We start from the raw sequence: 25,312 nt of genomic DNA on the forward strand, positions 1-25,312 counted from the left end.
GAAGAGCTGCACACTGGGTGCAGCCCTTTTTTTCATGCCCAATTTATAGTAAAATAGTAATGATACATACTTTTGAGGGGGATTTGTTATGCCAATTGGGGTTTTGATGAATGTGGCTGCGGTGGTACTGGGGGGAATCCTGGGGAATTTCCTGGGGCCGCGGCTTTCGGAGGATTTCAAGGAGAAGCTGACCACAGTGTTCGGCTCCTGTGCCCTTTTGATGGGAGTCATCTCCATTACCTTCATGAAGAATCTGCCGGCGGTGGTGTTTGCGGTGATTGCCGGCACCATTGTGGGCCTGGGGATCCACCTGGGGGACCGGATTGTCAACGGATCCCGGAACCTGGAAAAACTGATCAGCCGGGTGCTGCCCGCTTCCACTGGGGACAGCCTGATTCCCCGGGAAGAATATGAAAGCCGGCTGATCACCATCATTGTGCTGTTCTGCGCCAGCGGCACCGGGATCTACGGCAGCATGGTGTCCGGCATGGCCGGGGATCACAGCATCCTCATCGCTAAATCCATCATGGACCTGCCTACGGCAGCCCTTTTTGCCTGTGAACTGGGGATCATCGTCAGCTTCATCGCCCTGCCCCAGCTGGTGATCTTCCTGTGCCTGTTCGTTCTGGCCAATGCCCTGCTGCCCTTCTGCACCCCGGACATGATCGGAGATTTCAAGGCCTGCGGAGGCACCCTGCTCCTGGCCACCGGGTTCCGGATGCTCCAGCTGAAAGATTTCCCCATAGCCGATATGATTCCGGCCATGGCCCTGGTGATGCCCTTGTCGGCGGTGTGGAGCGGAGTAATCGTACCGCTGTTGTAAGAAAACGGGGCTGTTGCGTATGCAACAGCCCCGTTTTTCACATCCTCAGCAGCAATTCTTTTTCCACTACTTTCCCGTCCTGCACATACACCCGGGGCACCCGCTTGCTGATGTTGCAGGTGATTTCGTAGGGAATGGTGCCGGCCAGGGCGGCCAATTCATCCAGGGACTGGTGGGTGCCGAACAGTTCCAGTTCGCTGCCCACGTCCACTTTCGGCTTGTCCGTCAGGTCCACCATGCACATATCCATGCAGATCCGTCCCCGCTGTGGAGCCATGCCCTGTTCCGTCACGAAACCGCACCGGTTGGACAGGCAGCGCATGAACCCGTCGGCGTACCCGATGGGCGCCACCCCCATCCGGGTGGTCCTGTCACAGGTGTAGATGCCTCCGTAGCTGATCCTGGTCCCTTTGGGATAGATCTTGATGGTGCTGATGGTGGTCTTCACCGCCATCACCGGCTTCAGCCCCAGGATCCGGGCGTGTTCTCCATAGCCGTAAAGCAGCAGCCCCGGCCGGACCATGTCCAGATGGGTATCGGGGAACAGGGTGGTGGCTCCGGTATTGGCGCAGTGGCGGAGTTTGAATTTCTTTCCGGTCCATTTTTCCACTTCGTCGCAGACATTTTTGAACAGTTGGAACTGGTGCCGGGTATAGGCCAGGGCCTCTTCTCCCGGTTCATCAGCCACGGCGAAATGGGTGAAGATCCCTTCCGGCTCCAGCCCGGGCAGGCTGCAGGCGTGGATGATTCCCTCCACCCCGTGTTCGAAATAATCTCCCTCGCAGATGTACCCCAGCCGGGACATGCCCGTATCCACCTTCACATGGATCTTCAGGGTTCCCCCGTACTTCACGGCTTCTTCACTGTATTCCAGGGCCTTGGCTTCACAGGTCACCGCCTGGGTGATGTTGAAGCAGATCAGCCGGTCCACCTGTTCCCGGGGGGTATGGCCCAGGATCAGGATGGGCATGGTGATGCCGTTGAACCGGAGTTCCATGGCTTCGTCGATGCTGCTCACCGCCAGATAGTTGGCGCCCAGGGACTGGAGCAGTTTCCCCACCTGGACGGCTCCGTGGCCGTAGGCATCCGCCTTCACCACTCCCAGGAATTTCACCTTGGGTCCGATGTGCTCCCGGATTTTATAATAGTTGTAGGCCAGGGCGTCCAGATCGATTTCCGCCCAGGTACGGCGCAGCGTAGATTTCATGTTCATATCCCCTTTGCAGAAGGCCACGGCTCAAGGCAGGCCCATTTCTCTGCTTTATGATACCACATTTTTTCGGCCAGGGCACGGTTTACTGGCCGAAGCTCTTTTCCAGGGCTTTCCACTGGTACCGGGGATTCACTCCCAACACCGCATGGACCAGGGTCCCCTGGGGATTTTCCTGGAGTTGTCCGTTCTTGTCCACGGTGATCCGCCGGTCCTCCACGGCGAACTGTTCCGGAGCCAGCTGATAGAGCACCGGGAAAATAGCCGGCAGCACCGCCGCATTCTCTTCCCCGGTTTTGGCATGAGCAGCCTGGTTGGCCCGGATCAGATCCAGGAATTCCGGCCAGGTACCCTGCCGGGACAGATTCTGGAGCTCTTCTTCTTCAATGTACTGGGTACCGGTGAGTTCCACCGGGAACAGGGTAATGTCCAATCCGCTTTCCATTACGATTTTCACCGCTTTGGGGTCCCAGGCGAAGTTGGCTTCCCCCAGGGTTTCCGGATCCGGAGCCGCCAATTGGCCTCCCAGGATGTACACCTGGTCGATCCGGCTTTTGATGTCCGGATCCTGGACCAGGACTGCCAGGGTGGACAGAGGGCCGGTGGCCACATAGGTGATGTGCCGGTGCTGTTTCAGTTTTTCCCGGGCTTCTTCCAGGCTGCCGGGCTGAACCAGTTTCCGGCCGTTTTTTTCGTTTTTATCCCGGAAGGTATCCGAAAGGCCCAAAAGACCATCCTTCCCGTTGAATCCGGGTTCCCGGTATCTGGGCTTTTTCCCCTTCCAGGGACGGTCCGCCCCGTGGTATACCGGCAGATCCAGTTCCAGATCCCCCAGGACCAGCACCAGGTTGCTGCTGGTCTGCTTTTCCGGGGCATTGCCATAGGTAGCCAGAACCAGATCCGGTACCACCTGCCTTTGCTTCATCAGAAACAGGGCCAGGGCATCATCGCTGCCCGGATCGCTGTCAAAGACCAGGGACGGGGCTCCTGCCGTTTCTCCTGCCGCAGCTCCGGAAATCCCGGGGATGCTGAAGGTACAGGCACATATCAGGCCTGCCACCAGCAAAGCCAGTTTTTTCTGTATGTTCACCAAGGTACCAAACCTCCCATTGTCAAAAATAACCATGGAATAGTATAGTACGGAAGAAGAAAGGTGGCAAGGGAAAGCGGATATGGTATAATCGGGGAAGACGACAATCATGAAGGAGAGATGCACTATGGAACCCAATCCGCAGGAAAATCCCGAAACAGCGGAAAACAGCCAGGCGTCCCCGGATACAGCGGCGGACGCTTCGGAAGAAAAAAAGACGGAACAGACGGAAGCTCAGGCTTCCCAGGAGGCAGCCGCCCCAAACCTGCCGGCGGAAGATGAGGCAGAAGAGGCGGAAACCCGGCCCATGGACGAAGAAGAAGAGAAACCCCTGGCCCGGGCGGACCGGTCCCTGATGTATTTTTTCTGGCCTCTGGTGGTGCTGATTCTGTACGTGCCGGCAGGGCTGATCTGGCTCTGCTTCCGGTTCATGTACTATAAATCCCAGCTGCTGCTCCTTACCAATAAACGGCTGGTGCTGTTCAAAGGAGCATTCAAGAAGAAGCAGTATATGATTCCCCTGGACATGGCCGCCCAGATGACCATGGAACAGGGATTCCTGGGCCGGAAAGCCGGCTACGGCACCCTGGTCATCGGAAAAGGCAAAGAAGCGATCCGGTACGATTACGTCCGGGATCCGGAGAAGTTCATAAAGAAGTGCAAAGAGGCTGTGAATTGATTCACAGCCTCAGCCGCGGCCCCAAAAAGGGGACTGTTGCACATGCAACAGTCCCCTTTTTGTCATTCCAGCTCAAACGCTCCCGTGTACAGCTGCCAGTACATCCCCTTCTGGGCCAGCAGCTGTTCATGGGTTCCCTGCTCCCGGATCCTGCCGTGATCCAGCACCAGGATCTGATCAGCGTTCCGGACGGTGGACAGCCGGTGGGCGATGACGAATACGGTCCGCCCTTCCATCAGGGCATCCATCCCCTGCTGGACAATCTGTTCGGTCCGGGTGTCGATGCTGGAGGTGGCTTCGTCCAAAATCATCACCGGAGGATCCGCCACCGCCGCCCGGGCAATGGCCAGCAGCTGGCACTGGCCCTGGCTGAGCCCGGCACCGGCCCCTTTCAGCACTGTAGCATACCCCTGGGGCAGGTGCCGGATAAAGTCGTCCGCTCCGGCCCTTTTGGCCGCCGCCACACATTCCTCATCGGTGGCGTCCAGCCGTCCGTACCGGATGTTTTCCAGCACCGTGGCGGTAAACAGCACCGTATCCTGGAGCACCATGCCCAGGGACCGGCGGAGAGCCCCTTTCCGGATCTGTTCCAGAGGGATCCCGTCATAGGTGATGGACCCGGAAGCAATGTCGTAGAACCGGGTGAGCAGGTTGGTGATGGTGGTCTTCCCGGCGCCGGTGGCCCCTACCAGGGCGATTTTCTGGCCGGGCAGGGCATCGATGGAAATATCCTGGAGGATGGGTTTACCCTTTTCATACCCGAAATCCACATGGCGGAAATGGACCTCTCCCTGGAGAGGCTGCAGTTCTTCCTTTCCCGCTTTTCCCGGCAGCACCCAGGCCCAGTGCCGGACCCCAGTGCCTTCTTCCAGAGGCCGCAGTTCCACGGTCCCGCTGTCCTGTTCCGATTTTTCGTCCAAAAGCCCGAAGATCCGTTCCGCCCCGGCCATGCCCATGACCATGGCGTTGATCTGGGGGGAGATCATCTGGATGTTGGTGGCAAACTGCCGGCTCATGCCCAAAAAGGGCACCATCACCGCCAGGCTGAAGGGCAGCCCGGAAAGGGACAGGTTGGGCACCTGTTTTTCCAGGAACAGGCCTCCGCAGGCCGCCACGATGATGTAGATCAGATAGCTTACATTGTTCAATATGGGCATCAGGGTGTTGGAATACTGGTTGGCTTTGCAGGAAGCATCAAAAAGAGCCTGGTTCACCCGGTCGAACTCCGCCCGGGCTGCCCTCTCATGGTTGAACACCTTGATCACCTTGCCCCCGTTGATGCTTTCTTCCATGAAGCCTTCACAGTCCGCCAGGGTGTGCTGCTGCTCCATGAAATACCGGGCACTCCGGCCCCCCACTTTCCGGGTAATGACCACGGACCAGAGGGAGCCTCCCACCACCACAAGGCTCATCCACAGGCTGTAATACAGCATAATGGCCAAAAGCACCGTCAGCGTCACAGCGGTGACGCATAACTGGGGAAAAGACTGGGAAATCATCTGCCGGAGGGCTTCCACGTCGTTGGTGTAATAGCTCATGATGTCCCCCCGCTGGTGCCGGTCGAAATACCCCAGAGGCAGGGTTTCCATATGGGTGAACAGCTTTTCCCGGAATTTGGCCAGACTCCCCTGGTTGAATACCGCCAGCAGCTGGTTGTAGGTTACATTGGCCAGAAGGCTCACCAGGTACAGCAGGGCCAGGATCCGCACATAGCCGTAGATTTCCGGCTGGACCGCCGCCCAGGGCAGCTGCTGGTTCCAGGCCCTTTCCAGCACGGCCACCACCTTCTGCATGAAGATCCCGGGCAGGGACAGGATTCCCGCATTGATGAAGATCAGCACCAGGATCCCGGGCAGCAGCCGGGGATAGAACCCCCACAGGGTCCGGAAGAACCGCCAGGCTTTTTTCCAGCTGAAGATGTTTTTCTTCTCAGCCATGGAGCGTCCCCTCCTTTTCCCTTTCTTTTTCCAGCAGATTCTGGGACCGGGCCATTTCCTGGTAGATGTCATCGGTCCGGAGCAGCTCTCCATGGGTACCCATACCGTGGATCCGTCCCTTGTCCAGCACCAGGATCCGGTCCGCCCGTTCCACGGAAGACAGCCGCTGGGCGATGATGAAGGTGGTGGTGCCGGGAAGGGCCGTGGCCAGGGCGTCCCAGATGGCCCGGTCCGTCCGGGTGTCCACTGCCGACGTGCTGTCGTCCAGGATCAGGATCCTGGGCCGTTTCAACAGGGCCCGGGCAATGCACAGCCGCTGTTTCTGGCCTCCGGACAGGTTGGTGCCCCCCTGTTCGATCCAGGTGTCATATCCTTTGGGCAGCCTCCGGATGAATTCGTCCGCACAGGCCCACCGGCAGGCTTCTTCCAGTTGGGCCTGGGTGGCATGGGGATTTCCCCAGCGCAGGTTGTCCGCCACCGTACCGGAAAACAGCAGGTTTTTCTGGAGCACCATGGCCACGTTTTCCCGGAGGGTTTCCAAGTCGTACCGGCGCACGTCCACCCCGCCCACCTGGACAGAGCCGGCAGTCACATCATAGAGCCGGGGAATCAGCTGGACCAGGGAGGATTTGCCGCTGCCGGTGCCTCCCACGATTCCCACCACTTCCCCGCTCCGAACGGACAGGGTAATGTCCTGGAGCACCGGTTCCCCGGTACTCCCTTCATATTGAAAAGAGACCCCCTGGAAATCCACAGAGCCGTCCCGGACGGTTTTCACCGGATCAGCCGGGGAAGTGAGGGTACTGGCTTCTTCCAGCACTTCCCGGACCCGCTGGACCGATTCTTCCGTAAAGGTAAGCATCACCATGATCATGGACAGCATCATGAGGGATCCCAGGATCTGGAAGCTGTAGGTGAGCAGGGTGGAAAACTGGCCAATGTCCAGCAGCCGGCCCCGGGTGGTGACGATGAGCCGGGAGCCCTGGGTCAAAAGGAAAATCATGACCCCGTAAATGCAGATCTGCATGAGCGAGTTGTTCAGGGCCACGTACCGTTCCCCTTTGGTGAAGATGGCCTGGACCTTCCGTGCGGTTTCATCGAATTTGGCGATTTCCGTTTTTTCCCGGACAAAGGATTTTACCACCCGGATGCCCTTGATGTTTTCCTCCACCTTGTAGTTCAGGGCATCGTACTGAGGGAAGCCTTTCCGGAAAAGGCCCACGGACAGCACGGCAATTTTATACAGTCCATAGCCCAGAATGGGGATCACCACCAGAAAGCACAGGGCCATCCGTCCCCCCATGTACCAGGCCATGAAGAAGGAGGCCAGCAGGTTGAAGGGGGCCCGGAAGGCGGTGCGCACCAGCATCATGAAGGCCATCTGGATATTCTGGATGTCCGTGGTGAGGCGGGTCACCAGGGAGGCGGAGGAGAACCGGTCCATATTCCCGAAGGAAAATTCCTGGATCTGATAGAACACGTCCTGGCGGAGATTCTTGGCAAAACCGCAGGAAGCCCGGGCGCAGGTGATTCCGGCCACATAGCCGCAGGCTAGGGCGCACAGAGCCATGAGGAGCAGGATCCCCGCATAGTGGAGGATCCGGTCCAGTCCGCAGCCTGCCTTCACCTCATTGACCAGCAGAGCGATTTCATAGGGGATCAGGGCCTCGAACACCACTTCCCCCATGACGGTAATGGGAGTCAGCAGAGCATCTTTTTTGAATTCCCGGAGGGACCGGAGCATCATCAGCCAGGAACCCTGGCGGGAAACCCCTGCCCCTGATTTTCGGTTGTTGTTTTCCATAGCACATCCCCTGTTTCCGTTAGTATGAACTATCTTATAGCTTACCATAAAAAAGGAGCTGCTGCACGGGCAACAGCTCCTTTATCAATTCCCACTGGCCAGGGCCAGCGCATAAACCTTTTTCACTCCTCCCTGCTTCAGGGTCCGGGCGGCTTCTTCCAAGGTGCTGCCGGTGGTGCAGATGTCGTCGCAGAGCAGCACGATATCCGGCAGATTTTCCTGCCGGACCAGGGTGAAGCATCCTTTGATGTTCTTTTTCCGTTCTTCCGGGGTCAGGCCGTACTGGGGCCGGGTGCTCCGGTTCCGGATCAGCAGGGTCTCCCACCGGTACCCTTCCTGCCGGCACCAGGGCCGGAAGATTTCTTCCGGCAGGTCGTATCCCCGTTTTTTCCGCCGCCGGGGATCCGTGGGGATGCCGGTGGCACACAGGGTCACTTCCGGAGGCAGGTCCCAGGAGAATTTCCCCTCCTGGCGGATCCCCCGGGCCCATTCTTCCCCCAGCCGGGGCAGCAGGTCCTCCCGCCCCTGAAATTTGGCCTGCTGGAGGGTTTTCTGGATGGCCCCGGCGTAATCCAACAGGAAGAACATCCCGTCCACATGGGGACAGTCCAGACTCCCGGGATGGAAAGAACGGGGATGCCACACCCCTTCCCGGCACCGGCCGCACAGGACCCCCGGTTCCCGGACCTCCTCCCCGCAGCCGGGACAGCAGTGGGGATAGAACAGGGACTGGAGCAGGGCAAGGATGGATGAGAACATGGTGCACCTCTTCACTCACTGTACCTTTTCAGCCGTTCCGCCAGGAGACTGTAACGCTTCCGGGTCCGGTCATTGCCTACAGCGGCGGCCAGGGCTTTTTTGCTCCCGGCCAGGTACACCTGCTTTTTGGCCCGGGTGATGGCGGTATAGAACAGGTTCCGCTGGAGCAGGATGTAGTGGCTCAATACCAATGGCATGAGCACCACGGCATATTCGCTGCCCTGGCTTTTGTGGACGCTCATGGCATAGGCCAGCCGCAGATCGGAGATTTCCGCCCCTTCGTAGGTCACCGCCTCCCCTTCCGCCCGGTCCGGGAAGTCCACGGTCACATAGGCTCCCTGGATGCTCCGGATCCGGCCGATGTCCCCGTTGAACACGTTCTTTTCATAATTGTTCCGGATCTGCATCACCTTGTCCCCTTCCCGGAGCAGCAGGAAGCTTCCCCGGTACTCCTGTTTTTCCGGGTCCGGGGGATTCATCCGGGCCTGGAGCAGGTTGTTCAGGTTCTCCACCCCGCACAGGTTCTTATGCATGGGGGTAAGCACCTGGAGGCTGTCCTGGGGTTGGGTCCGGGCCAGATGGGCATAAAGGTCCACAATATAGTGCATGGTTTCCTCTTCCGTGGCAAATTCCCGGAAGCTGAAATCCTTCTCCCCTTCCCATTGGGGCATCAGCCCCTGGTTGATCCGGTGGGCATTCCGGACTATGGGGCTCAGTTCCGCCTGACGGAACACGTTTTCCAGCCGGACAATGGGCATGGTGCCGCTGCGGATAATGTCCTGGAGCACGGAGCCGGGCCCCACACTGGGCAGCTGGTCCACATCCCCCACCAGGATCAGCCGGCAGCCCAGCGGCAGAGCCTTCAGCAGGTTGTACATCAGCACGATGTCCATCATGGAGGCTTCGTCCACAATCACCGCATCCGCCTCCAGGGGATTGTCCTCATCCCGGCCCCAATAGGAATCCCCTTCTCCGTTGGGAGTGTATTCCAAGAGCCGGTGGACCGTAAGAGCCGGCTTCCCGGCGCTTTCCGACAGACGCTTGGCCGCCCGTCCTGTAGGCGCTGCCAGCAGGATCTTGCACCCGGCCTGTTCCATCACCGACAGGATTCCCTTCACCACGGTGGTTTTCCCGGTGCCGGGACCCCCGGTGAGCACAAAGACCCCATGGTCCACGGACGCCTTCACCGCTTCCGCCTGTTCCGGGGCCAGCTGGATCCGTTCATCCTGTTCCCATTCCCGGATGATCTTCTGGTAGTCCACCTTCCACAGGGCGTTCACATTGTCCCGAAGGGCCAGGAGCCGCCGGGCCACCCCTTCTTCCGCCCGGTACAGGTATTCCGGATACACGTCCACATGGTCCCCCTGGTCCTCCACCCGGAGCAGGTTGTCCCGGAGCAGCTGGTCGAAGACCTGACGCACTTCCAGAGGTTCCACCTGGAGCACTTTGGCCGCCATGGCCACCAGCCAGGAATCCGGCACACAGGTATGGCCCTGGTTGGCTCCCTGGAGCAGGGTAAAAAGGATCCCCGCCCGGATCCGGTCCTCGTCATGTTCATCCACCCCCAGGTTCCGGGCCAGGGTGTCCGCCGTCCGGAACCCGATCCCGTCCACATCTTCCGCCAGGCAGTAGGGGTTGTTGCTGATCCGGGTCACCGCCGTATTCCCGTACAGAGCCTGGATCCGGGGAGCGAAGTTGCCGCTGATCCCGTGGCTTTCCAGGAAAAACACCAGTTCCCGGTTTTCCCGGAGTTCTCCATAGGAAGTCACAATGGCCTCCGCCTTCTTTTTGCCGATGCCGCTGACCTCCCGGAGCCGTTCCGGGAATTTTTCCAGGATCTCCAGGGTATCCTCCCCGAACTTGTCCACGATCCGCTGGGCCATGGCCGGGCCCACTCCCTTCAGCACCCCGCTGCCCAGCATCTTCACCAGGCCTTCCGCCCCCTTGGGCTGGATGGCTTCCCAGCTCTGGGCCTGGAACTGACGCCCGAACCGGGGATGTTCCCCCCAGGTGCCCGTAAGCCGCACCTGTTCTCCGGCATAAGGGGCCTGTCCCTTGTAAACAATGGAAATGGTCCCCACTTCCGGATTTTCTCCCCGGAAGACACTGAAGGTGCCTGTAGCTGCCTGGAAGACGATATTTTTAATGGTGATTTCGATGGAAACGGTTTCGGCCATACCCTGCTGCTCCTTCTGAACGTATGTTCCTATCATTATAGCATAGTTTTCCGTTTTTTTTGACAGCCCATGGAGAATTACGGTATAATAAGAAAGCTGAATTCTGAACGAAATCGAAGAAAATCAAAGGAAGTGAACGCCACGTGATTGGAAAAGGCACACAGGCAGCGCTGGACATGTACCGCTGTGCAGAAGAAGTTGTATTCGACAAAGAAAAGATCCGGGATATTCTGGAAGAAGCCGCCGAACGGTTCTGTCTGAAGGAACTGGCCCTGTATTCCACAGAAAATGATGAAGGAGACGATTTCTGTTTCGTCATGCTGTGTACCAACGGCCATCTTTTCCTCCATGTCTTCCCCACCTACGGGTATGTGGAGGCGGATGTATTCACCCTGGAAAGCGCGGCCAATCCGGAACAGGTGGCTGTATTCCTGCGGCAGGAATTCGGTCCTGACCAGTCCAAACTCACCACCCTGAAACGGGGGGACTACGGTTCCATCAAAGACATGAAGCCTCAGCGGAAAAAGATGGTGAAGACCATGCGCCGGGCCAAGAACGCAGGCGCCAAACTGAAGAAATTCATGACCTGGAAAAAAGACAAGGAATAAGACAAAGAACAAGAGGCTCTGCTGCGGCGCCTCTTGTTTTTGACAATCAAAGGAAGAATGAACCATGAAATATATCTGCTGGGACATTGACGGCACCCTGCTGCTCACCAACTACGCCGGGGTGGCTGCCATGAAGTCCACCATCAACGACCTGTACGGTCTGGACAATTTTGAATTCACCTACGGCATGGCCGGCCGGACGGACACCTATATTGCCCGGAAGGCCATCGAAGGGATCCAGGGCCACTGTACCCCGGACGAAGTGACCCGGATGCTCCAGGCCTACGGAAAAAAACTCCCGGCCTCCCTGGTGGCCAAAAAAGGCCATCTCCTGCCCCATGTACAGACCACCCTGGACTGGCTCCGGGAAAACCCGGACACCACCAGCCTGCTGCTCACCGGCAACTGCGAAGTAGCCGCCCATGCCAAGCTCCGGTATTTCGGCATTGAAGAGGAATTCGACTACAGCCGCAGTGCCTTCGGGGAAATCAGCGAGCTCCGGGACGACCTGTCCCAGGCCCTGTGGGACAAAGTGCGGAAAACGGATCCGGCAGCCACCCGGGACCAGCTGGTGGTCATCGGGGATACTCCCCACGACATTACCTGCGCCCAGGCCATCGGGGTCCGGAGCCTGATTGTACTGAAAGGCTCCGCCTACAAACCGGACCGGCTGGAAGCTTATCACCCCTGGAAGATCATCCCGGAACTGCCGGAAGACCCCAAAGACCTGATGGCCATCCTGGAGGAGGAGTAAGACCATGTTTGGAAAAAAAGTTTTTCTCACAGCCCTGCTGGCCCTGACCGCTGCCCGGCCGGTTTCCGCCTACCGGCAGAGTGATGTGGATCAGCTGCTGGCCACCCGTTCCTGCCCCGGCGGGGATCTCCGGGGCGCTTATCTCCGGGATGCGGATCTTACGGGAGCCAATCTCCAGGGGGCGGATCTCAGCTATGCCAATATGACCAGCGCCATTTTGGAAAACGCCAACCTGAAGGAAGCCAATCTCCAGAAAGCCAATCTGCGGAATGCCTATATGGCTGGTTCCGACCTGGAAGGGGCGGACCTGTCCAACGCCAATTTTTCCCATACGGTGCTGAACCGGAGTTCCCTGGTGGGGGTCACCGCCTACCGGACCAGCTTTTCCCATGCTCTTTTGACCTTCGCCAACCTGTACACGGCGGACCTGCGGGAAAGCAATTTCGACTATGCCAACGGAGCCATGGCCAACTTCTTTTCCGCCAACCTGGCCCGGAGCTGGCTGTTCGGGACCCAGCTCCGGGGAGCCAACTTCACCTCCGCCAACCTGTACAACGCCCGGCTCCGGAAGGCCAGCCTGCCGGAAGCCAATTTCAAGAACGCCAATCTCATGAGCTCCACCCTGGAAGGGAGCAACCTGAGCAAAGCAGTGCTCACCAACGCCAACCTGGACGATGCGGACCTGAGCCACGCCAACCTGGAAGGTACCCAGTTCTCCAGCGCAGATCTGGCGCTGGCGTACAGGAAATAAAAAAGGAGGTGTGAAAGAATTCACACCTCCGGTCTCGGACCGCGGGTCACGACCCGAGACCTTCACAAAAAAAAGCTGTTGCTCTCGCAACAGCTTTTTTTATACTTTTTATTTCCCTTCAGCAGCAATGGCGTCGCTGGCGCAGACAGCCACTACGTCTACTACGTCCTGGGTGGAGCAGCCGCGGCTCAGGTCCAGAACCGGTTTGGCCAGGCCCTGTACCAGAGGCCCAAGGCAGGTGGCACCGCTGAACCGTTCAACCAGTTTGTAACCGATGTTGGCAGCGCACAGGTTCGGGAAGATCAGCACGTTGGCATGGCCGGCCACTTTGGAGCCAGGAGCCTTCCGTTCCCCAACTTCAGGAACCAGGGCAGCATCAGCCTGGAGTTCACCGTCGAAAGCGAAGTCCACGTTCCGGGATTTCAGGATTTCAACAGCTTCCTTCACTTTGTCAACTTCTTCACCGGAGCCGGAGCCTTTGGTGGAGTAGCACAGCAGAGCCACTTTCGGTTCTGCGATTTCCAGGGTGGTCTTGGCCCGTTCAGCGCAGCTTACAGCGATATCGGCCAGCTGTTCAGCAGTGGGATCGATGATAACGCCGCAGTCCCCGAAGACCAGTTTGCCGTGGTCGCCCAGGTTTTCTTTGTCGCTGAGCACAATGAAACCGCTGCATACGGTCTTGTTGCCGGGTTTTACGCCCACAACCTGCAGGCCGGCTTTGATGGTGTCAGCGGAAGTCCGGGTGGAACCGGAAACAACGCCGTCAGCATCGCCCATGGCCAGAAGGCCGGCACCAAAGAAGGTGGTATCTTTCAGCATGATTTCCCGTGCTTTTTCCACGGTCATGCCCTTTTTCTTTCTCCGTTCTGCGAAGTAAGCGCACAGTTCGTCCATTTTTTCATAGGTTGCAGGGTTGACGATCTTTACGCCGTCAAAGCTGATGCCCAGACGTTCTGCATCTTTCTGCAGTTTGGCGGGATCCCCTACCAGCACGATTTTAGCAAACCCTTCCTTCGTAACGATAGCAGCAGCTTTCAGAGCTCTGTCACTGTCGTTTTCCGGCAGCACAATCACCTTTTGTGCAGGTTTAACACGAGCCTTCAGTTCGTCCATAAATGCCATTCCATATCACTCCTACCCAAATATTAAAAGGCTGGCGCAGAGCGCCCCTTTTCACAGTTTCTATTATATCACTTTTTTCCGCAATGCCGCAGGAGAACTTTTCCCATTTTAAAACAAGTAATATTCTGATAAAGGTGCTGCTTTCCCAGCAGCACCTTGTCAACGGTCAGTTGTCAGCAGCCGAAGGAAATCAATTCTGCAAATTGATTTTGAATGGAAACGCAGCCTGCGGCGGCTAACCCACCACCCATGCTGCGCATGGATACCCCCGCCCTTGAAAAGGGCGGATACAGGCTCGGGCTGGCGCCCATTGCTCCCGTGACACGCGGGCTGAGCACCAGTGTCACTATCCGCCCCTTTTCAAGGGCGGGGGACCAGCCGTAAGGCTGGTGGTGGGTTAGCCGCTTCAGCGGCGTTTCCATTCGTGTCCAAGCGCTGCGGCGGTTGGATTCCTTCGGCAGCTGACAGTTGACAAGGGGCTGTTGCTTGCGCAACAGCCCCTTTTTTTACTTCGCTACAATATTCACCAGCCGGCCGGGGACGGCGATGACTTTCATCACTTTCTTGTCTCCGATGGCGGCTTTGACTTCTTCCTGTTCCAGGGCCAGGTTCCCCAGGTCCTCTTTGCTGATTTCCGGTGCGGTCATGATCCGTGCCTTGGGTTTCCCGTTGACCTGGATCAGCACTTCCACCTGTTCCACTTTGATGGCTTCCGGGTCGTAGGTGGGCCAGGGTTCCTTGTGGATGCTGTTTTCGCTGCCCATGGCGTCATGCCACAGTTCTTCGGTGATGTGGGGCGTAAAGGGCGCCAGCATCAGCAGCAGCTTGGAAATGGCTTCGTACACCAGACCGTCGTTCACCGGTTTGGCCTTTTCCCGGTACGCATACAGGGCATTCACCAGTTCCATCAGGGTGGAAATGGCAGTGTTGAAGTTGAACCGGTTGTCAATGTCCTCGGTGACCTTCTTGATGCTCACATGGAGGATGTGCCGCAGTTCTTCGTCCGCTTCGTTCAGGTGGGCGGTATCATAGGAGGTGACCTTCCGGGCCAGCACATCCTTGAAGTAGTACACGATCCGCCATACCCGGTTCAGGAACCGGAAGGACCCTTCCACTCCCTGGTCGCTCCATTCCAGTTCCCGTTCCACAGGAGCGGCGAACATAATGAAGAGACGGGCGGTATCGGCCCCGAACTTCCCGACGATTTCTTCCGGAGACACCACGTTCCCCAGGGATTTGGACATTTTGGCCCCGTCCTTGATCACCATGCCCTGGGTCAGCAGGTTGGTGAAGGGTTCGTCCGCTTTTACCAGGCCGGCGTCGTGGAGCACCTTCATGAAGAACCGGGAATACAGCAGGTGCAGGATGGCGTGTTCGATGCCCCCGATGTACTGATCCACCGGCATCCAGTGATTTACGGCTTCTTCGCTGAAGGGAGCCTTGTCATTGTGGGGATCAGTGTAGCGCAGGTAGTACCAGGAAGAGCACAGGAAGGTATCCATGGTGTCCAGTTCCCGTTTGGCCGGACCCCCGCATTTGGGACAGGTGCAGTTGACGAACTGTTCACTGGTAGCCAGGGGAGAAGAGGCACCGGCGTCGAACTTCACGTCCAGAGGCAGCTTCACCGGCAGGTCTTTTTCCGGTACCAGCACTTCTCCGCAGTGCGGGCAGTACACCACCGGAATGGGACAGCCCCAGTACCGCTGACGGCTGATCAGCCAGTCCCGGAGACGGTAGTTGATCCGCCGTTTCCCCAGGCCTTTTTCTTCCATATAGTCAATGATGGCCTTCATGGCCTTGTGCATTTCCATGCCTGTGAAGGGACCGGCATTCACCAGTACCCCGTCTTTGTCCTCATAGGCATCGGTCATTTCTTCCAGCTTCAGTTCCTTGTCCTTGGGCTGGAGGGTGAGGATCTTCTTGATGCCGTATTTGGTGGCAAACATCCAGTCACGATGGTCCCCGGTGGGCACCCCCATAACGGCGCCGGTACCGTAGTCCACCAGTACATAGTTGGTGATCCAGATCTGGACTTTTTCCCCGGTGAGAGGATGGATGCAGTCCACTCCGGTGTACATGCCCAGTTTTTCCGATTCACTGGAGGTCCGTTCAATATCGGAGGTGTTCTTCACTTTGTTGCAGAAGGCTTCCAGTTCCGCTTTCCGGGGATTGTCCTTCAGCAGTTCTTCCACCATGGGATGTTCCGGAGGGATCACCACAAAAGTGACCCCGTAGATGGTATCCGGACGGGTGGTGTACACATTCAGTTTCTTGTGGAGGCTGGGAACTTCAAAGCCGAATTCCAGACCTTCGCTGCGGCCGATCCAGTTCCGCTGCATGGTCTTCACCCGGTCCGGCCAGCCCGGCAGTTTGTCCAGGTCGTCCAGCAGCTGTTCCGCATAGTCGGTGATCTTGAAGAACCACTGGCTCAGCTGTTTCTTTTCCACCGGCTGATGGCAGCGCCAGCATTTGCCGTCTTCCACCTGTTCGTTGGCCAGTACGGTGCCGCAGGTGTCGCACCAGTTCACGGAGGCTTCCTTCTTCACAGCCAGGCCCCGTTTGTACATCAGTTCAAAGAACCACTGGGTCCATTTGTAGTACTCTTCCTTGCAGGTGACCACTTTCCGGTCCCAGTCATAGGACAGTCCCAGTTCCTTCAGCTGCCGGGTCATGTTGGCGATGTTTTCCATGGTCCATTTGGCAGGGGGAATCTTGTGTTTGATGGCGGCATTTTCCGCAGGCATGCCAAAAGAGTCGAAGCCGATGGGATGGAGCACATTGAAGCCCCGCATGGTCCGGAACCGGGCCACCACGTCCCCGATGGAATAGTTCCGCACATGGCCCATGTGCAGGTTCCCGGAGGGATACGGGAACATTTCCAGCACATAGGATTTGGGCCGGGGATCCTCATTGCTGACCTGGTAGGTCTTGTTGTCTTCCCAATACTTCTGCCACCGGGCTTCGATCTCGTGTGGCTCGTACTTTTCCTTGAACATGAACATACCTCCTAAAAAAGAAAACCCGTCTGAAACACCTTGCATAAGTTCTCTGGATTCAGTAACATATGAGTATTACAGTGGTTTTTGTCTGTGCAATAGATTCATTATATATTTCGTATCACATAAAGTCAACGCAGGAAGGAGTGGGAACAATGGCAATTTATGCCATGGGGGATCTGCATTTTTCCGGAGAACCCCCCACAAAGCCCATGGAGGTTTTTGGAGCCCAGTGGCTGGGCCATCGAAAAAAAGTCATCACATACTGGAAGGAAACGGTAAAGGACGGAGACACAGTGCTCCTGGTGGGAGACACCTCCTGGTCCATGGATCTGGAAGACGCGGTGGCAAAGGATCTGGGACCTTTGGCGGCCCTCCCCGGGGATCTGGTGATCCTCAAGGGGAACCATGACTACTGGTGGAATTCCTTAAAGAAACTCCAGGCGGCTCTGCCCCCCAAAGTCCATTTTCTCCACAATACCTTCTACCAGACAGGGGATGTGGCCCTGTGCGGCACAAGGGGCTGGAACCTGCCCAGCATGCCCGGGTTCGGAGAACACGACCAGCTGGTCTACGACCGGGAATGCCAGCGGTTGGAACGGAGCCTGGCCGGAGCCCGGGAGGCCGGGGCGAAGCACCTGATCGCCGCCCTCCACTACCCTCCCCTGTACAACCCGGAAGAAGTCACCGGCTTTACGGAACTGTGCAAAAAGTACCAGGTGGAACAGTGCATCTACGGCCATGTCCACGGGGATGCGGCCCATTTCCTGAACCTGTTCCAGGGAGAACGGGACGGCACCCGGTACCGGCTGGTGGCGGCGGATTATGTGGATTTCCATCTGGTGAAGATTTGCGATTGAAGAAAGGGACCCATCGTGCATCAATATCTGTTTTTTGTAGGCGGCTTCCCGGTGCGCATGTACGGGATCATGCTGTGCATCGCCATTTTCATGGCCACCGCCGTGGCTTATTTCCTGGCCTGGCGGGACGGCCGGGGCTGGGAGAAGTACCTGCCGGACATCGGCATCTACGGAGGCTTCTGCGGGCTCATCGGAGCCCGGCTCTGGGATGTGTTTTTCTTTGACTGGGGGTATTACAGTGCCCATCTCCTGGAAATCCCCTTTGTGTGGCAGGGAGGCATGGCCATCCAGGGGGGCATCCTGGGAGGGGTGCTGGGCGGTGCCCTGTACTGCTGGCGGCACAACGTCAACTGGATCGACATGCTGGATGTGATCTGCCCGGCTCTGTTCATCGGTCAGAGCATCGGCCGGATGGCCAACCTGCTGAACGGGGATGCCTTCGGGGCTCCCACGGGAGGAGATTTCGGCATCCTGTATCCGGCAGGGACCCTGGCCCGGGCCACCTACGGAGCGGTTCCCCTGTGGCCGGCAGAAGTGTGGGAAGGCCAGATCGATGTGATCCTTTTTGCTCTGCTGCTGCTGTTCCAGACCACCAGACCCAAAAAAGGACAGCCCTGCTGCCTTTATGTAATGCTCTACAGCCTGCTCCGGTTCTTCCTGGAATTTCTCCGGGGAGATTACGTGGAACCCATGCTGTGGGGCCTCAAAAGCGCCCAAGTCACCGCCCTGGTGTCCTTCGGCGTTGCTCTGGTGCTGTTTGTATGGGCGGGGATGAGAAAACCGGCTGCCTGAGGCAGCCGGTTTTTGTCAACGGCCGCTGACCGTTGGCAGCTGACAGCGATAGGGTGTTGCACGCAACGTGCAACACCCCCTTTTTTATTTCTTCCGATTGTAATTGATCAGGCACCCGGCCTTGATGATTTCTTTTTCTTCCTGGGTCAGGGGTTTGATGAACAGGGTCAGTTCCACCGGTTCTCCCTCTTTCAGCACCCAGGCCCGGATCTGGTCCAGACTGCCGTCCAGGGCTTCCCGGATTCCCGGCACGAAGATCCAGTCTCCCACTTCAAATCCTTCCGGTTCTCCTTTCAGGTGGAAGGGCAGCATCCCCCAGTTGATCACATTGCTCCGGTACCGTTTGGTGGCGTAGTCCTGGGTGATGTTGGCCAGGCCCCCGATCACCCGCTGGCAGCTGGCTGCCTGTTCCCGGGCAGACCCGTCACCGGGCCGGGTGGCGTACACCAGGGACCCGATTTCCGTATTGGACAGGGCAGCCCCTTCTCCTCCCGGGATCCCCTGGATCCGGCGGAACAGAGTCCCCAGTTCCGGTTTCTCCAGCAGCAGGTCTTTGCCGGCTTCCCGGGCCAGTTCCAGTTCCTTCACCGCCTTGGTCCGTGCCACATAGCCCGGATCCCGGCGGCTCAGGGTGAATTCCGCCAGGCCCAGAGGGTTGGACCGGTAGGAGGAAGTTTCTCCGGAGGGGATCAGTTCATCGGTGGTGGTCACCGGGTCCAGGATCTTGGAGCACACCTGGAGCAGTACATTTTCTCCCAGTTCCGGCATTTCCGGCCAATCCTTGATGTTGGGACCGTAGAACAGTTTCTGTTCCGGTTCCGGTTTGCCAAAGCCGTTGTACACCCGGGCCTTGTAGGCGCTGTCGTCGAAATGGTATTCCGGTACGCTGCCGAACACATCCCCGTAGGCTTCCGCGGAAGTCAGGATGCCGTTATTGGCTGCGGTAGCCGCAATACTCCGGGCGTCCATCAAGGCCACCGCCGCCATCTGTCCCTGGCCCGGTTTGGATCCTTCCCGGTTGGGGAAGTTCCGGGTATTGTGCCGGATGGACAGGCCGTTGTTGTTGGGGGTATCCCCTGCCCCGAAGCAGGGTCCGCAGAAGGCGGTCTTTACCACGGCTCCGGCAGCCATCAGATCTCCCAGCAGGCCCTTTTTCATCAGATCCATGTACACCGGCAGAGAAGACGGATACACATTCAGGGCAAATTCCCCGCTGCCCATGGACCGGCCCCGGAGGAGAGCGGCGGCTTCCGCCACGTTGGAGTAATTCCCGCCGGAACAGCCTCCGATGACCCCCTGCTGGACCTGGAGCTTCCCGTCCCGGATCTTGTCCGTAAGGGTATAGGGAGCCCGTCCCTGGGACACTTCTTCCGCTTTCTTTTCCGTTTCCCGGAGGATGTCTTCCAGGTTGGCGTTCAGTTCGTCGATGGTGTAGGCGTTGGAAGGATGGAAAGGCAGGGCGATCATGGGCTTCACCTGGGACAGGTCCACCTGGATGCAGCCGTCATAATAGGCCACTTCTCCCGGATTCAGTTCCTTGTAATCGGCCTCCCGGTGATGTTCCTTCAGGAAGGCCCGGGTATCTTCGTCAGTCCGCCAGATGGACGACAGGCAGGTGGTTTCCGTAGTCATTACGTCCACCGCATTCCGGTAGTCCGTGGACATGGAGGAAACCCCGGGTCCCACGAATTCCATCACTTTGTTCTTCACGTAGCCGTTCTTGAACACCGCCCGGCACAGGGCCAGGGCAATGTCCTGAGGTCCCACCCAGGGCTGGGGCCGGCCGGTAAGATACACGGCCACCACTTCCGGGTAATCCGTGTCCCAGGTGTCTCCCAGGATCTGTTTGTCCAGTTCCCCGCCCCCTTCGCCTACGGCCAGGGTCCCCAGGGCCCCGTACCGGGTATGGGAGTCGGAACCCAGGATCATCTTCCCGCAGCCGGCGTGCATTTCCCGCATGTACTGGTGGATCACGGCCACATGGGGCGGTACGAAGATGCCCCCGTATTTCTGGGCGGCGGTGAGGCCGAAGAGATGGTCGTCCTCGTTGATGGTGCCTCCCACGGCGCACAGGGAATTGTGGCAGCAGGTGAGCACATAGGGCATGGGGAAATGGTCCATGCCGGAAGCCCGGGCGGTCTGGATGATCCCCACATAGGTCAGGTCGTGGGAAGTGAGGGCGTCATAGCGGATCTTCAGATGATCCGGGGAACCGCTGGTGTTGTGGTCCTGGAGGATGCCCCAGGCAATGGTCCCCTTCCGGCCTTCTTCCCTTTCCAGTTTCCGGCCCAGTTTCTGTTCTCCCAGGGCCTTGTTCTCTTCCGGGATCAGTTCCCGGCCGTTCAGCAGATATGCACCGTTTTTCGTCAGTTCAATCATTTCATTCACCTCATGGATAGATTACAGGAACAGGCCGCCCAGGAAGAATACATGGAGGGCTGCCATGATCACATTGATGCCCACATTGGCCACACTGAGCAGGAACAGGGTCTTGAACATTTTGTTCATCTCGTAGGTGGTGGTTTCCTTGGCTGCGGAATAGGAGGACATGATGATGGCCCCGCCGGTGGACAGAGGGCTGATGGCCGCCGCAAAGGAGGTAGCGGTAATGGCGGAGATCAGTTCCACGTAGCTGACGCTGCCTCCGAAGGTACCGGTGATCTGGTGAGCGATAGGATACAGAGCCGGCATGACCACACCGGTGGTGGAGCTGACCCAGGACAGGATCCCGGAAGTCGCGGCCATAATGGGCACGGCGGTGGAAGCGGTCATAAAGGAAGCCAGGAAGTCGGACACCAGTTTGATGCCTCCCAGTTTGGTGATCACGCTGACCAGCATCCCCACTCCGCAGATCAGCATCAGGGTGCCCCAGGGAATCTGGCGGATGGCCTGTTTTTCGTCAGCGCATTTCAGGAGAATCAGCACGGCAGCCGCCACAAAGGCGAACAGCCCCGTATCCATCTTGAAGCCGATGCAGAAGATGACCATGACGGCAATGGCGCCCATGGTGATTTTCTGTTCCCGGTTGAAAGCGGGAATGTCGGACAGTTTCAGCGGGTTGTCCCCGTTCACCTTGTACCCTTTGTACAGCAGGTAGACAACCACCGTGAACACAAAGCCGGACAACAGGGTGGTCAGGAACAGGTGGAGGCCGAAGCCGTCGATGCCATAAGGTTCCGACAGGTTCCGGGCCAGGATCCCGGTAAGGGACAGGGGAGAAGCGCAGCCGGCGTTGGCCCCCAGTTTGGCGTACAGAGCCGTGGCCATAGGGTTGATCTTCAGCTCAAAGGCCAGGTACACGGCGAAGGTGGTCATCAGGATCCCGGCGGCAATGTGGCCGGGTCCGATGGAAGAGATAAAGGCGCTGAGCACAAACATCAGGATGGGGATCAGGTAGGTCCGTTTCCCCACCAGAGCTACCACTTTTTTGGAAAACAGATCCAGGGTGCCGTTGGCGGAAGCCATGCCGAACAGGAAGGTGACCCCTACCAGGGTTACGAACATGGAGCTGGAAAACCCGCTGACAATGGCCTTGGCCGAAAGGTTCCCCGCCATGCCCAGCAGGAAGGCGGCCCCCACAGAGAAGAAACCGATGTTGATTTTTTTGATGAACCCTACGGCGACCACCAGGGCCAGCACCAGCAGGGAAATTACACTGAAGTCCATATCCATTCTCCTTTTTCTTCTGTATCAGACCCGTACCCGGGCCAGGCCTTCCAACAGCAGGTTGGCTGTCCGGTACCCGAAGGTATCCAGGATTTCCGGCACCGTTCCATTTTCCTTCCAGTCCACTCCGCAGGGCAGGATCCCTCCCGGATGACCGATCCGGATGTTCTGGAGATCCCCTTCCGTACGGAACACCTGCCGGACCAGGGTACCGGGGACCGCTGCAGCGGCCGCGGTGCACATGGCTCCCGTCATGGCGTAACTGGGATGAGCCTTCTGCATGGACATCATCCGGGCCACCAGGTCCACCTGGTCAGCCTTTATGGTTTCCCCTGCCGAAGTGGTGTAGGCGGCAGGAGGAGCCACCAGTGTCATCTTGGGCAGTCCCGGAGTCACCCAGGCCGCTTCTTCCGGTTTCTCACAAAGTCCCAGCTTCACCGCTGCCAGGCCCCGGATGGTTTCCAGCAGCCGGAGCAGTTCCGGATCTCCGTTGATGGCATCGGGCAGTTCCGTTCCCGTAAGACCCAGGTCAGCGGCCCGGACAAATACCAGAGGGTTGGCCGCATCCACCAGGGATACTTCCACCGGACCCTTCCCCGGTACTTCCAGCACATCCACCGGGTTCCCGGTGGGCAGCAGCCCTTTCCCCAGGGTCCCCGCCGGTTCCACAAACCGGAGTTTCAACGGAGACGCCGTCCCCGGCACCCCGGCGATCCGGAATTCTCCCTCATACTGGACCTGCCCGTCACGGGTGGGGACTTCTTCCTGGATCACCTTGCCGGTGTTGGTGTTGTAGATCCGCACCAGGGTAGTGCCTTCCAGAGCCGGCACCAGTTTCTTTTCAATGGCGAAAGGCCCGACCCCGGAAGAAATGTTGCCGCAGTTGCCTCCGTAGCTGACCACCGCCTTGTCCACGGAAACCTGGGCGAAGGTGTAATCCACATCCGCGTCAGACCGGTCCGATTTCCGGAGGATGGCCACCTTGCTGGTCACCGACTGGCTGCCTCCCAGTCCGTCGATCTGTTTCTTGTCCGGGCTTCCCATGAGCCGCAGCAGCAGGGCATCCCACTGTTTCCGATTGGCCGGAAGATCCTTTTCCAGCAGATAGACCCCTTTGCTGGTGCCTCCCCGCAGTATCGTTACCGGCAGTTTGTATGCTTTCTCCATGTTTCTGTACCTCCCTGGATTCCTGAACTCCGTTCTTTCGTTGACTCTATGGTACCAGAATTTTCAGAATGGGTTAAATTCATCTTTTATCAGTTCATCATGAATTTAATTCATGGTTTTAGGCCCAAATTTACGAAGAAAAGCTTTTTTCTGAACAGTACTTTTTATAAAATCAGTTATTTTGTCACTTTTTATCCGCTTGAAGGGTTCTGTACAGAAAGAAAAGAGAATTTTTGTATTTTCAGTACAATAAAAACAATTCATGTTTTCTATATTAGCTATGGTTTTCAGGAATGATCCAGGGTATAATCGAAGAAAAACAAGGAGGATGCCATGGATTTCAAAGAACTGAACTATGTACTGGCCATTGCCCGGCACCAGAACATCACCAAGGCAGCAGAAGCCCTCCATCTCACCCAGCCCACCCTGTCCAAATTCCTGAAGGCCCTGGAAACAGAACTCCACCAGCCTCTGTTCCAGCGTCTGGGGAACCGGTACCAGCCCACCTACGCCGGGGAGCGGTACCTCCAGCGGGCCCGGGAGATTCTGGAGGCCAAACGGGCCCTGGACCAGGAAATGGGGGATATTATCAAGAACAACGAAGGGTATCTGAAAATCGGATTCCCCACCATGCGGGGCACCTATATGCTGCCCATCACCCTGCCCCTGTTCCATGAAAAATACCCCAATGTACGGATTGACGTCCACGAGGCCAATTCGGACCATCTGGTCCGGCTGCTCCTGGACGGGGACATCGATCTGGCCTTTTTCAACTACCTGGACCCGGAGCCCGGGCTGGCCACTACGGTGATCAGCCGGGAAGAAGTGGTGCTGGTGATGCACAAAGACAGTGAATTCACCCGATACGGACGGAAGAAGAAGGACTGCCGGTATCCCCATATGGACCTGCGGCTCCTGAAGGACCAGGGGTTCATTGTCCAGAACCCCAACCAGCGGACCCGGCAGGTGGTGGACCGGCTGTTCCGGCAGCAGCACCTGGAGCCCCGGATCATCCTGGAAACCAAGAACATCCAGGCAGAAGCGGAACTGGCGGCCCGGGGCTACGGGTTCACCTTCATCACCGAGACCCATCTGAAGTACATCCCGGACCGGAGCCAGCTGGCCCTGTTTTCCGTAGGCAGTCCCAACACTACGGTTACCTTCGTGGCCGCCTACCGGAAAAACGGTTACCTCCCCTTCCACGCCCAGGAGTATATCAAGATCGTGAAGGAGTTTACGTAAAAAAGAGGATGCTGCACGCGCAAAAAACACACGTGCAGCATCCTCTTTTTGTCAACGGTCAACGAAGGGGTGCTGCGTGCAGCACCCCTTTTTCACTTCACCATCTCCCGCATCTCCGGCAGATAAAACTTCCTTCCCTCTGCCAGGATCTGTTCCGGGATCCCGAAGAAAGGTTCGGCGATGCTGCCGGCCATGGCGGCCAGGGTATCCGTATCCCCGCCCAGGGATACGGCGTTCCGGAGGGCGTCTTCAAAATCTTCCGCCTCCAGGAAACTTTCCAGAGCCTGGGGCACGGAGCCCTCGCAGGTGGCATCTCCCTCATAGCTGTCCCGGATCTCCTCCAGCCGGAAATCCAGGGGATAATACTGGCGCAGGTAGGTGCGGATCTGGTCTTTGGTCTTGTGCTGCCGGGCCAGGAACACCGCCCCGGCCACAGCCCGGGCCGCCCGGTAGGAATCCGGATGGTTGTGGGTCACCTGGCAGGACAATACCGCCAGATGCTGGGCTTCTTCCAGGGTGGAAGCGAACCACCCTGCCGGGGATACCCGCATGGCTGCTCCGTTGCCGAAGCTGCCATAAGGCCCCAGGGACGGATCACGGAGCCACAGCCGGAATTTGCCCCCGAACCCGGCGTTGGGATACTTCTGCCCCAGGTTCCGCATTTCCCGGGCCAGAAGGGGCAGCACTGTATCCGCCTCCAGCAGTTTCCCGGCCTGTTGGGCCTCCCCAAAGACCCTTGCCACCGCCAGGGTCATAAGGGAATCGTCCGTTGCCCGGCAGCCGGGACCGAACAGGGGAAATTTCTTCCCCTTGTGCCCGGACCATTCATAAACCGATCCCACAATATCTCCGATAAATGCCCCTTCCATCCTGTA

The 25,312-nt window shown here is 58.0% G+C and carries 20 protein-coding genes; 8 read left to right on the plus strand and 12 right to left on the minus strand.

What is annotated here, in order from left to right; translation table 11 throughout:
• Positions 1-88: 88 nt before the first annotated feature.
• Positions 89-823 (plus strand): DUF554 domain-containing protein, encoded by a 735-nt coding sequence (locus ACZOF8_RS00770; protein WP_022487094.1) that lies wholly within the window; start codon positions 89-91, stop codon positions 821-823.
• Between the two features lie 37 nt (positions 824-860).
• Here the strand turns inward: ACZOF8_RS00770 and alr are convergent, their stop codons facing one another.
• Positions 861-2,030, minus strand: coding sequence for an alanine racemase (gene alr, locus ACZOF8_RS00775; RefSeq protein WP_487426464.1), 1,170 nt, complete (start codon positions 2,028-2,030; stop codon positions 861-863).
• 88 nt (positions 2,031-2,118) lie between these two features.
• On the minus strand, positions 2,119-3,123 hold the full coding sequence (locus ACZOF8_RS00780) for a nucleoside hydrolase (protein WP_195839640.1): 1,005 nt from the start codon (positions 3,121-3,123) through the stop codon (positions 2,119-2,121).
• Between the two features lie 127 nt (positions 3,124-3,250).
• Here ACZOF8_RS00780 and ACZOF8_RS00785 point away from each other — a divergent pair, with 127 nt between their 5' ends.
• Entirely contained in the window at positions 3,251-3,802 is a 552-nt protein-coding gene (locus ACZOF8_RS00785; protein WP_022487097.1) for a PH domain-containing protein, read from the plus strand.
• A gap of 62 nt (positions 3,803-3,864) precedes the next feature.
• Here ACZOF8_RS00785 and ACZOF8_RS00790 read toward each other — a convergent pair whose 3' ends face one another.
• From ACZOF8_RS00790 to recD2, 4 genes are all read right to left on the minus strand, one after another.
• Positions 3,865-5,739 carry an ABC transporter ATP-binding protein gene (locus tag ACZOF8_RS00790; RefSeq protein WP_288310543.1) on the minus strand — a complete coding sequence of 625 codons (1,875 nt, stop codon included), beginning with the start codon at positions 5,737-5,739 and terminating at the stop codon, positions 3,865-3,867.
• Positions 5,732-7,543, minus strand: coding sequence for an ABC transporter ATP-binding protein (locus tag ACZOF8_RS00795; protein ID WP_487426465.1), 1,812 nt, complete (start codon positions 7,541-7,543; stop codon positions 5,732-5,734). The genes ACZOF8_RS00790 and ACZOF8_RS00795 overlap by 8 nt, the downstream gene beginning before the upstream one ends.
• A gap of 84 nt (positions 7,544-7,627) precedes the next feature.
• Positions 7,628-8,302, minus strand: coding sequence for a ComF family protein (locus tag ACZOF8_RS00800; RefSeq protein ID WP_022487100.1), 675 nt, complete (start codon positions 8,300-8,302; stop codon positions 7,628-7,630).
• Positions 8,303-8,313: 11 nt separating this feature from the next.
• A complete protein-coding gene (gene recD2 / locus ACZOF8_RS00805; RefSeq protein WP_487426466.1) occupies positions 8,314-10,479 on the minus strand; it encodes an SF1B family DNA helicase RecD2 in 2,166 nt (721 codons plus the stop codon).
• A gap of 143 nt (positions 10,480-10,622) precedes the next feature.
• On the opposite strand from recD2, the gene speD reads away from it, so the two are divergent.
• The 3 genes from speD (at position 10,623) to ACZOF8_RS00820 (ending at position 12,592) form a co-directional block, all read left to right on the plus strand.
• Positions 10,623-11,087, plus strand: coding sequence for an S-adenosylmethionine decarboxylase (gene speD / locus ACZOF8_RS00810; protein ID WP_022487102.1), 465 nt, complete (start codon positions 10,623-10,625; stop codon positions 11,085-11,087).
• Positions 11,088-11,151: 64 nt separating this feature from the next.
• Complete coding sequence (locus tag ACZOF8_RS00815; protein WP_022487103.1) at positions 11,152-11,841, plus strand: HAD family hydrolase; 690 nt, start codon at positions 11,152-11,154, stop codon at positions 11,839-11,841.
• A 4-nt stretch (positions 11,842-11,845) separates the two neighbouring features.
• Positions 11,846-12,592 (plus strand): pentapeptide repeat-containing protein, encoded by a 747-nt coding sequence (locus ACZOF8_RS00820; RefSeq protein WP_487426467.1) that lies wholly within the window; start codon positions 11,846-11,848, stop codon positions 12,590-12,592.
• Between the two features lie 108 nt (positions 12,593-12,700).
• Here the strand turns inward: ACZOF8_RS00820 and pta are convergent, their stop codons facing one another.
• Both pta and leuS read right to left on the minus strand, forming a co-directional pair.
• Positions 12,701-13,714 (minus strand): phosphate acetyltransferase, encoded by a 1,014-nt coding sequence (gene pta, locus ACZOF8_RS00825; RefSeq protein WP_022487105.1) that lies wholly within the window; start codon positions 13,712-13,714, stop codon positions 12,701-12,703.
• A gap of 506 nt (positions 13,715-14,220) precedes the next feature.
• The gene (gene leuS / locus ACZOF8_RS00830) at positions 14,221-16,710 is read right to left on the minus strand and encodes a leucine--tRNA ligase (RefSeq protein ID WP_022486643.1); all 2,490 of its coding nucleotides are present in this window, start codon (positions 16,708-16,710) and stop codon (positions 14,221-14,223) included.
• Positions 16,711-16,865: 155 nt separating this feature from the next.
• Between leuS and ACZOF8_RS00835 the strand changes: the two genes are divergently transcribed.
• Positions 16,866-17,570, plus strand: a complete 705-nt coding sequence (locus tag ACZOF8_RS00835) for a metallophosphoesterase (RefSeq protein WP_288310549.1) — start codon at positions 16,866-16,868, stop codon at positions 17,568-17,570.
• 15 nt (positions 17,571-17,585) lie between these two features.
• On the plus strand, positions 17,586-18,362 hold the full coding sequence (gene lgt / locus ACZOF8_RS00840) for a prolipoprotein diacylglyceryl transferase (RefSeq protein WP_288310550.1): 777 nt from the start codon (positions 17,586-17,588) through the stop codon (positions 18,360-18,362).
• Positions 18,363-18,446: 84 nt separating this feature from the next.
• Here the strand turns inward: lgt and ACZOF8_RS00845 are convergent, their stop codons facing one another.
• The 3 genes from ACZOF8_RS00845 to ACZOF8_RS00855 are packed head-to-tail and all read right to left on the minus strand — an operon-like array spanning position 18,447 to position 23,195.
• Positions 18,447-20,741, minus strand: a complete 2,295-nt coding sequence (locus ACZOF8_RS00845; RefSeq protein WP_441369064.1) for a hydratase — start codon at positions 20,739-20,741, stop codon at positions 18,447-18,449.
• Between the two features lie 21 nt (positions 20,742-20,762).
• Positions 20,763-22,028, minus strand: a complete 1,266-nt coding sequence (locus ACZOF8_RS00850) for an SLC13 family permease (RefSeq protein WP_154488391.1) — start codon at positions 22,026-22,028, stop codon at positions 20,763-20,765.
• A 24-nt stretch (positions 22,029-22,052) separates the two neighbouring features.
• Positions 22,053-23,195 (minus strand): PrpF domain-containing protein, encoded by a 1,143-nt coding sequence (locus ACZOF8_RS00855; RefSeq protein WP_487426468.1) that lies wholly within the window; start codon positions 23,193-23,195, stop codon positions 22,053-22,055.
• Positions 23,196-23,528: 333 nt separating this feature from the next.
• On the opposite strand from ACZOF8_RS00855, the gene ACZOF8_RS00860 reads away from it, so the two are divergent.
• Positions 23,529-24,437 (plus strand): LysR family transcriptional regulator, encoded by a 909-nt coding sequence (locus ACZOF8_RS00860; RefSeq protein WP_487426469.1) that lies wholly within the window; start codon positions 23,529-23,531, stop codon positions 24,435-24,437.
• A gap of 92 nt (positions 24,438-24,529) precedes the next feature.
• Here the strand turns inward: ACZOF8_RS00860 and ACZOF8_RS00865 are convergent, their stop codons facing one another.
• The gene (locus ACZOF8_RS00865; protein WP_487426470.1) at positions 24,530-25,306 is read right to left on the minus strand and encodes an ADP-ribosylglycohydrolase family protein; all 777 of its coding nucleotides are present in this window, start codon (positions 25,304-25,306) and stop codon (positions 24,530-24,532) included.
• Positions 25,307-25,312: the final 6 nt, after the last annotated feature.

This window comes from Acidaminococcus sp. (assembly GCF_057597765.1).

Coding starts and splice junctions, on each gene's coding strand:
- ACZOF8_RS00855 (WP_487426468.1), bottom strand. CDS start 23,195: ATGGAGAAAGCATACAAACTGCCGGTAACGATACTGCGGGGAGGCACC.
- ACZOF8_RS00795 (WP_487426465.1), bottom strand. CDS start 7,543: ATGGAAAACAACAACCGAAAATCAGGGGCAGGGGTTTCCCGCCAGGGT.
- ACZOF8_RS00815 (WP_022487103.1), top strand. CDS start 11,152: ATGAAATATATCTGCTGGGACATTGACGGCACCCTGCTGCTCACCAAC.
- ACZOF8_RS00785 (WP_022487097.1), top strand. CDS start 3,251: ATGGAACCCAATCCGCAGGAAAATCCCGAAACAGCGGAAAACAGCCAG.
- recD2 (WP_487426466.1), bottom strand. CDS start 10,479: ATGGCCGAAACCGTTTCCATCGAAATCACCATTAAAAATATCGTCTTC.
- ACZOF8_RS00865 (WP_487426470.1), bottom strand. CDS start 25,306: ATGGAAGGGGCATTTATCGGAGATATTGTGGGATCGGTTTATGAATGG.
- ACZOF8_RS00835 (WP_288310549.1), top strand. CDS start 16,866: ATGGCAATTTATGCCATGGGGGATCTGCATTTTTCCGGAGAACCCCCC.
- ACZOF8_RS00850 (WP_154488391.1), bottom strand. CDS start 22,028: ATGGACTTCAGTGTAATTTCCCTGCTGGTGCTGGCCCTGGTGGTCGCC.
- pta (WP_022487105.1), bottom strand. CDS start 13,714: ATGGCATTTATGGACGAACTGAAGGCTCGTGTTAAACCTGCACAAAAG.
- ACZOF8_RS00820 (WP_487426467.1), top strand. CDS start 11,846: ATGTTTGGAAAAAAAGTTTTTCTCACAGCCCTGCTGGCCCTGACCGCT.
- ACZOF8_RS00790 (WP_288310543.1), bottom strand. CDS start 5,739: ATGGCTGAGAAGAAAAACATCTTCAGCTGGAAAAAAGCCTGGCGGTTC.
- ACZOF8_RS00800 (WP_022487100.1), bottom strand. CDS start 8,302: ATGTTCTCATCCATCCTTGCCCTGCTCCAGTCCCTGTTCTATCCCCAC.
- alr (WP_487426464.1), bottom strand. CDS start 2,030: ATGAAATCTACGCTGCGCCGTACCTGGGCGGAAATCGATCTGGACGCC.
- ACZOF8_RS00770 (WP_022487094.1), top strand. CDS start 89: ATGCCAATTGGGGTTTTGATGAATGTGGCTGCGGTGGTACTGGGGGGA.
- leuS (WP_022486643.1), bottom strand. CDS start 16,710: ATGTTCAAGGAAAAGTACGAGCCACACGAGATCGAAGCCCGGTGGCAG.
- ACZOF8_RS00845 (WP_441369064.1), bottom strand. CDS start 20,741: ATGATTGAACTGACGAAAAACGGTGCATATCTGCTGAACGGCCGGGAA.
- ACZOF8_RS00860 (WP_487426469.1), top strand. CDS start 23,529: ATGGATTTCAAAGAACTGAACTATGTACTGGCCATTGCCCGGCACCAG.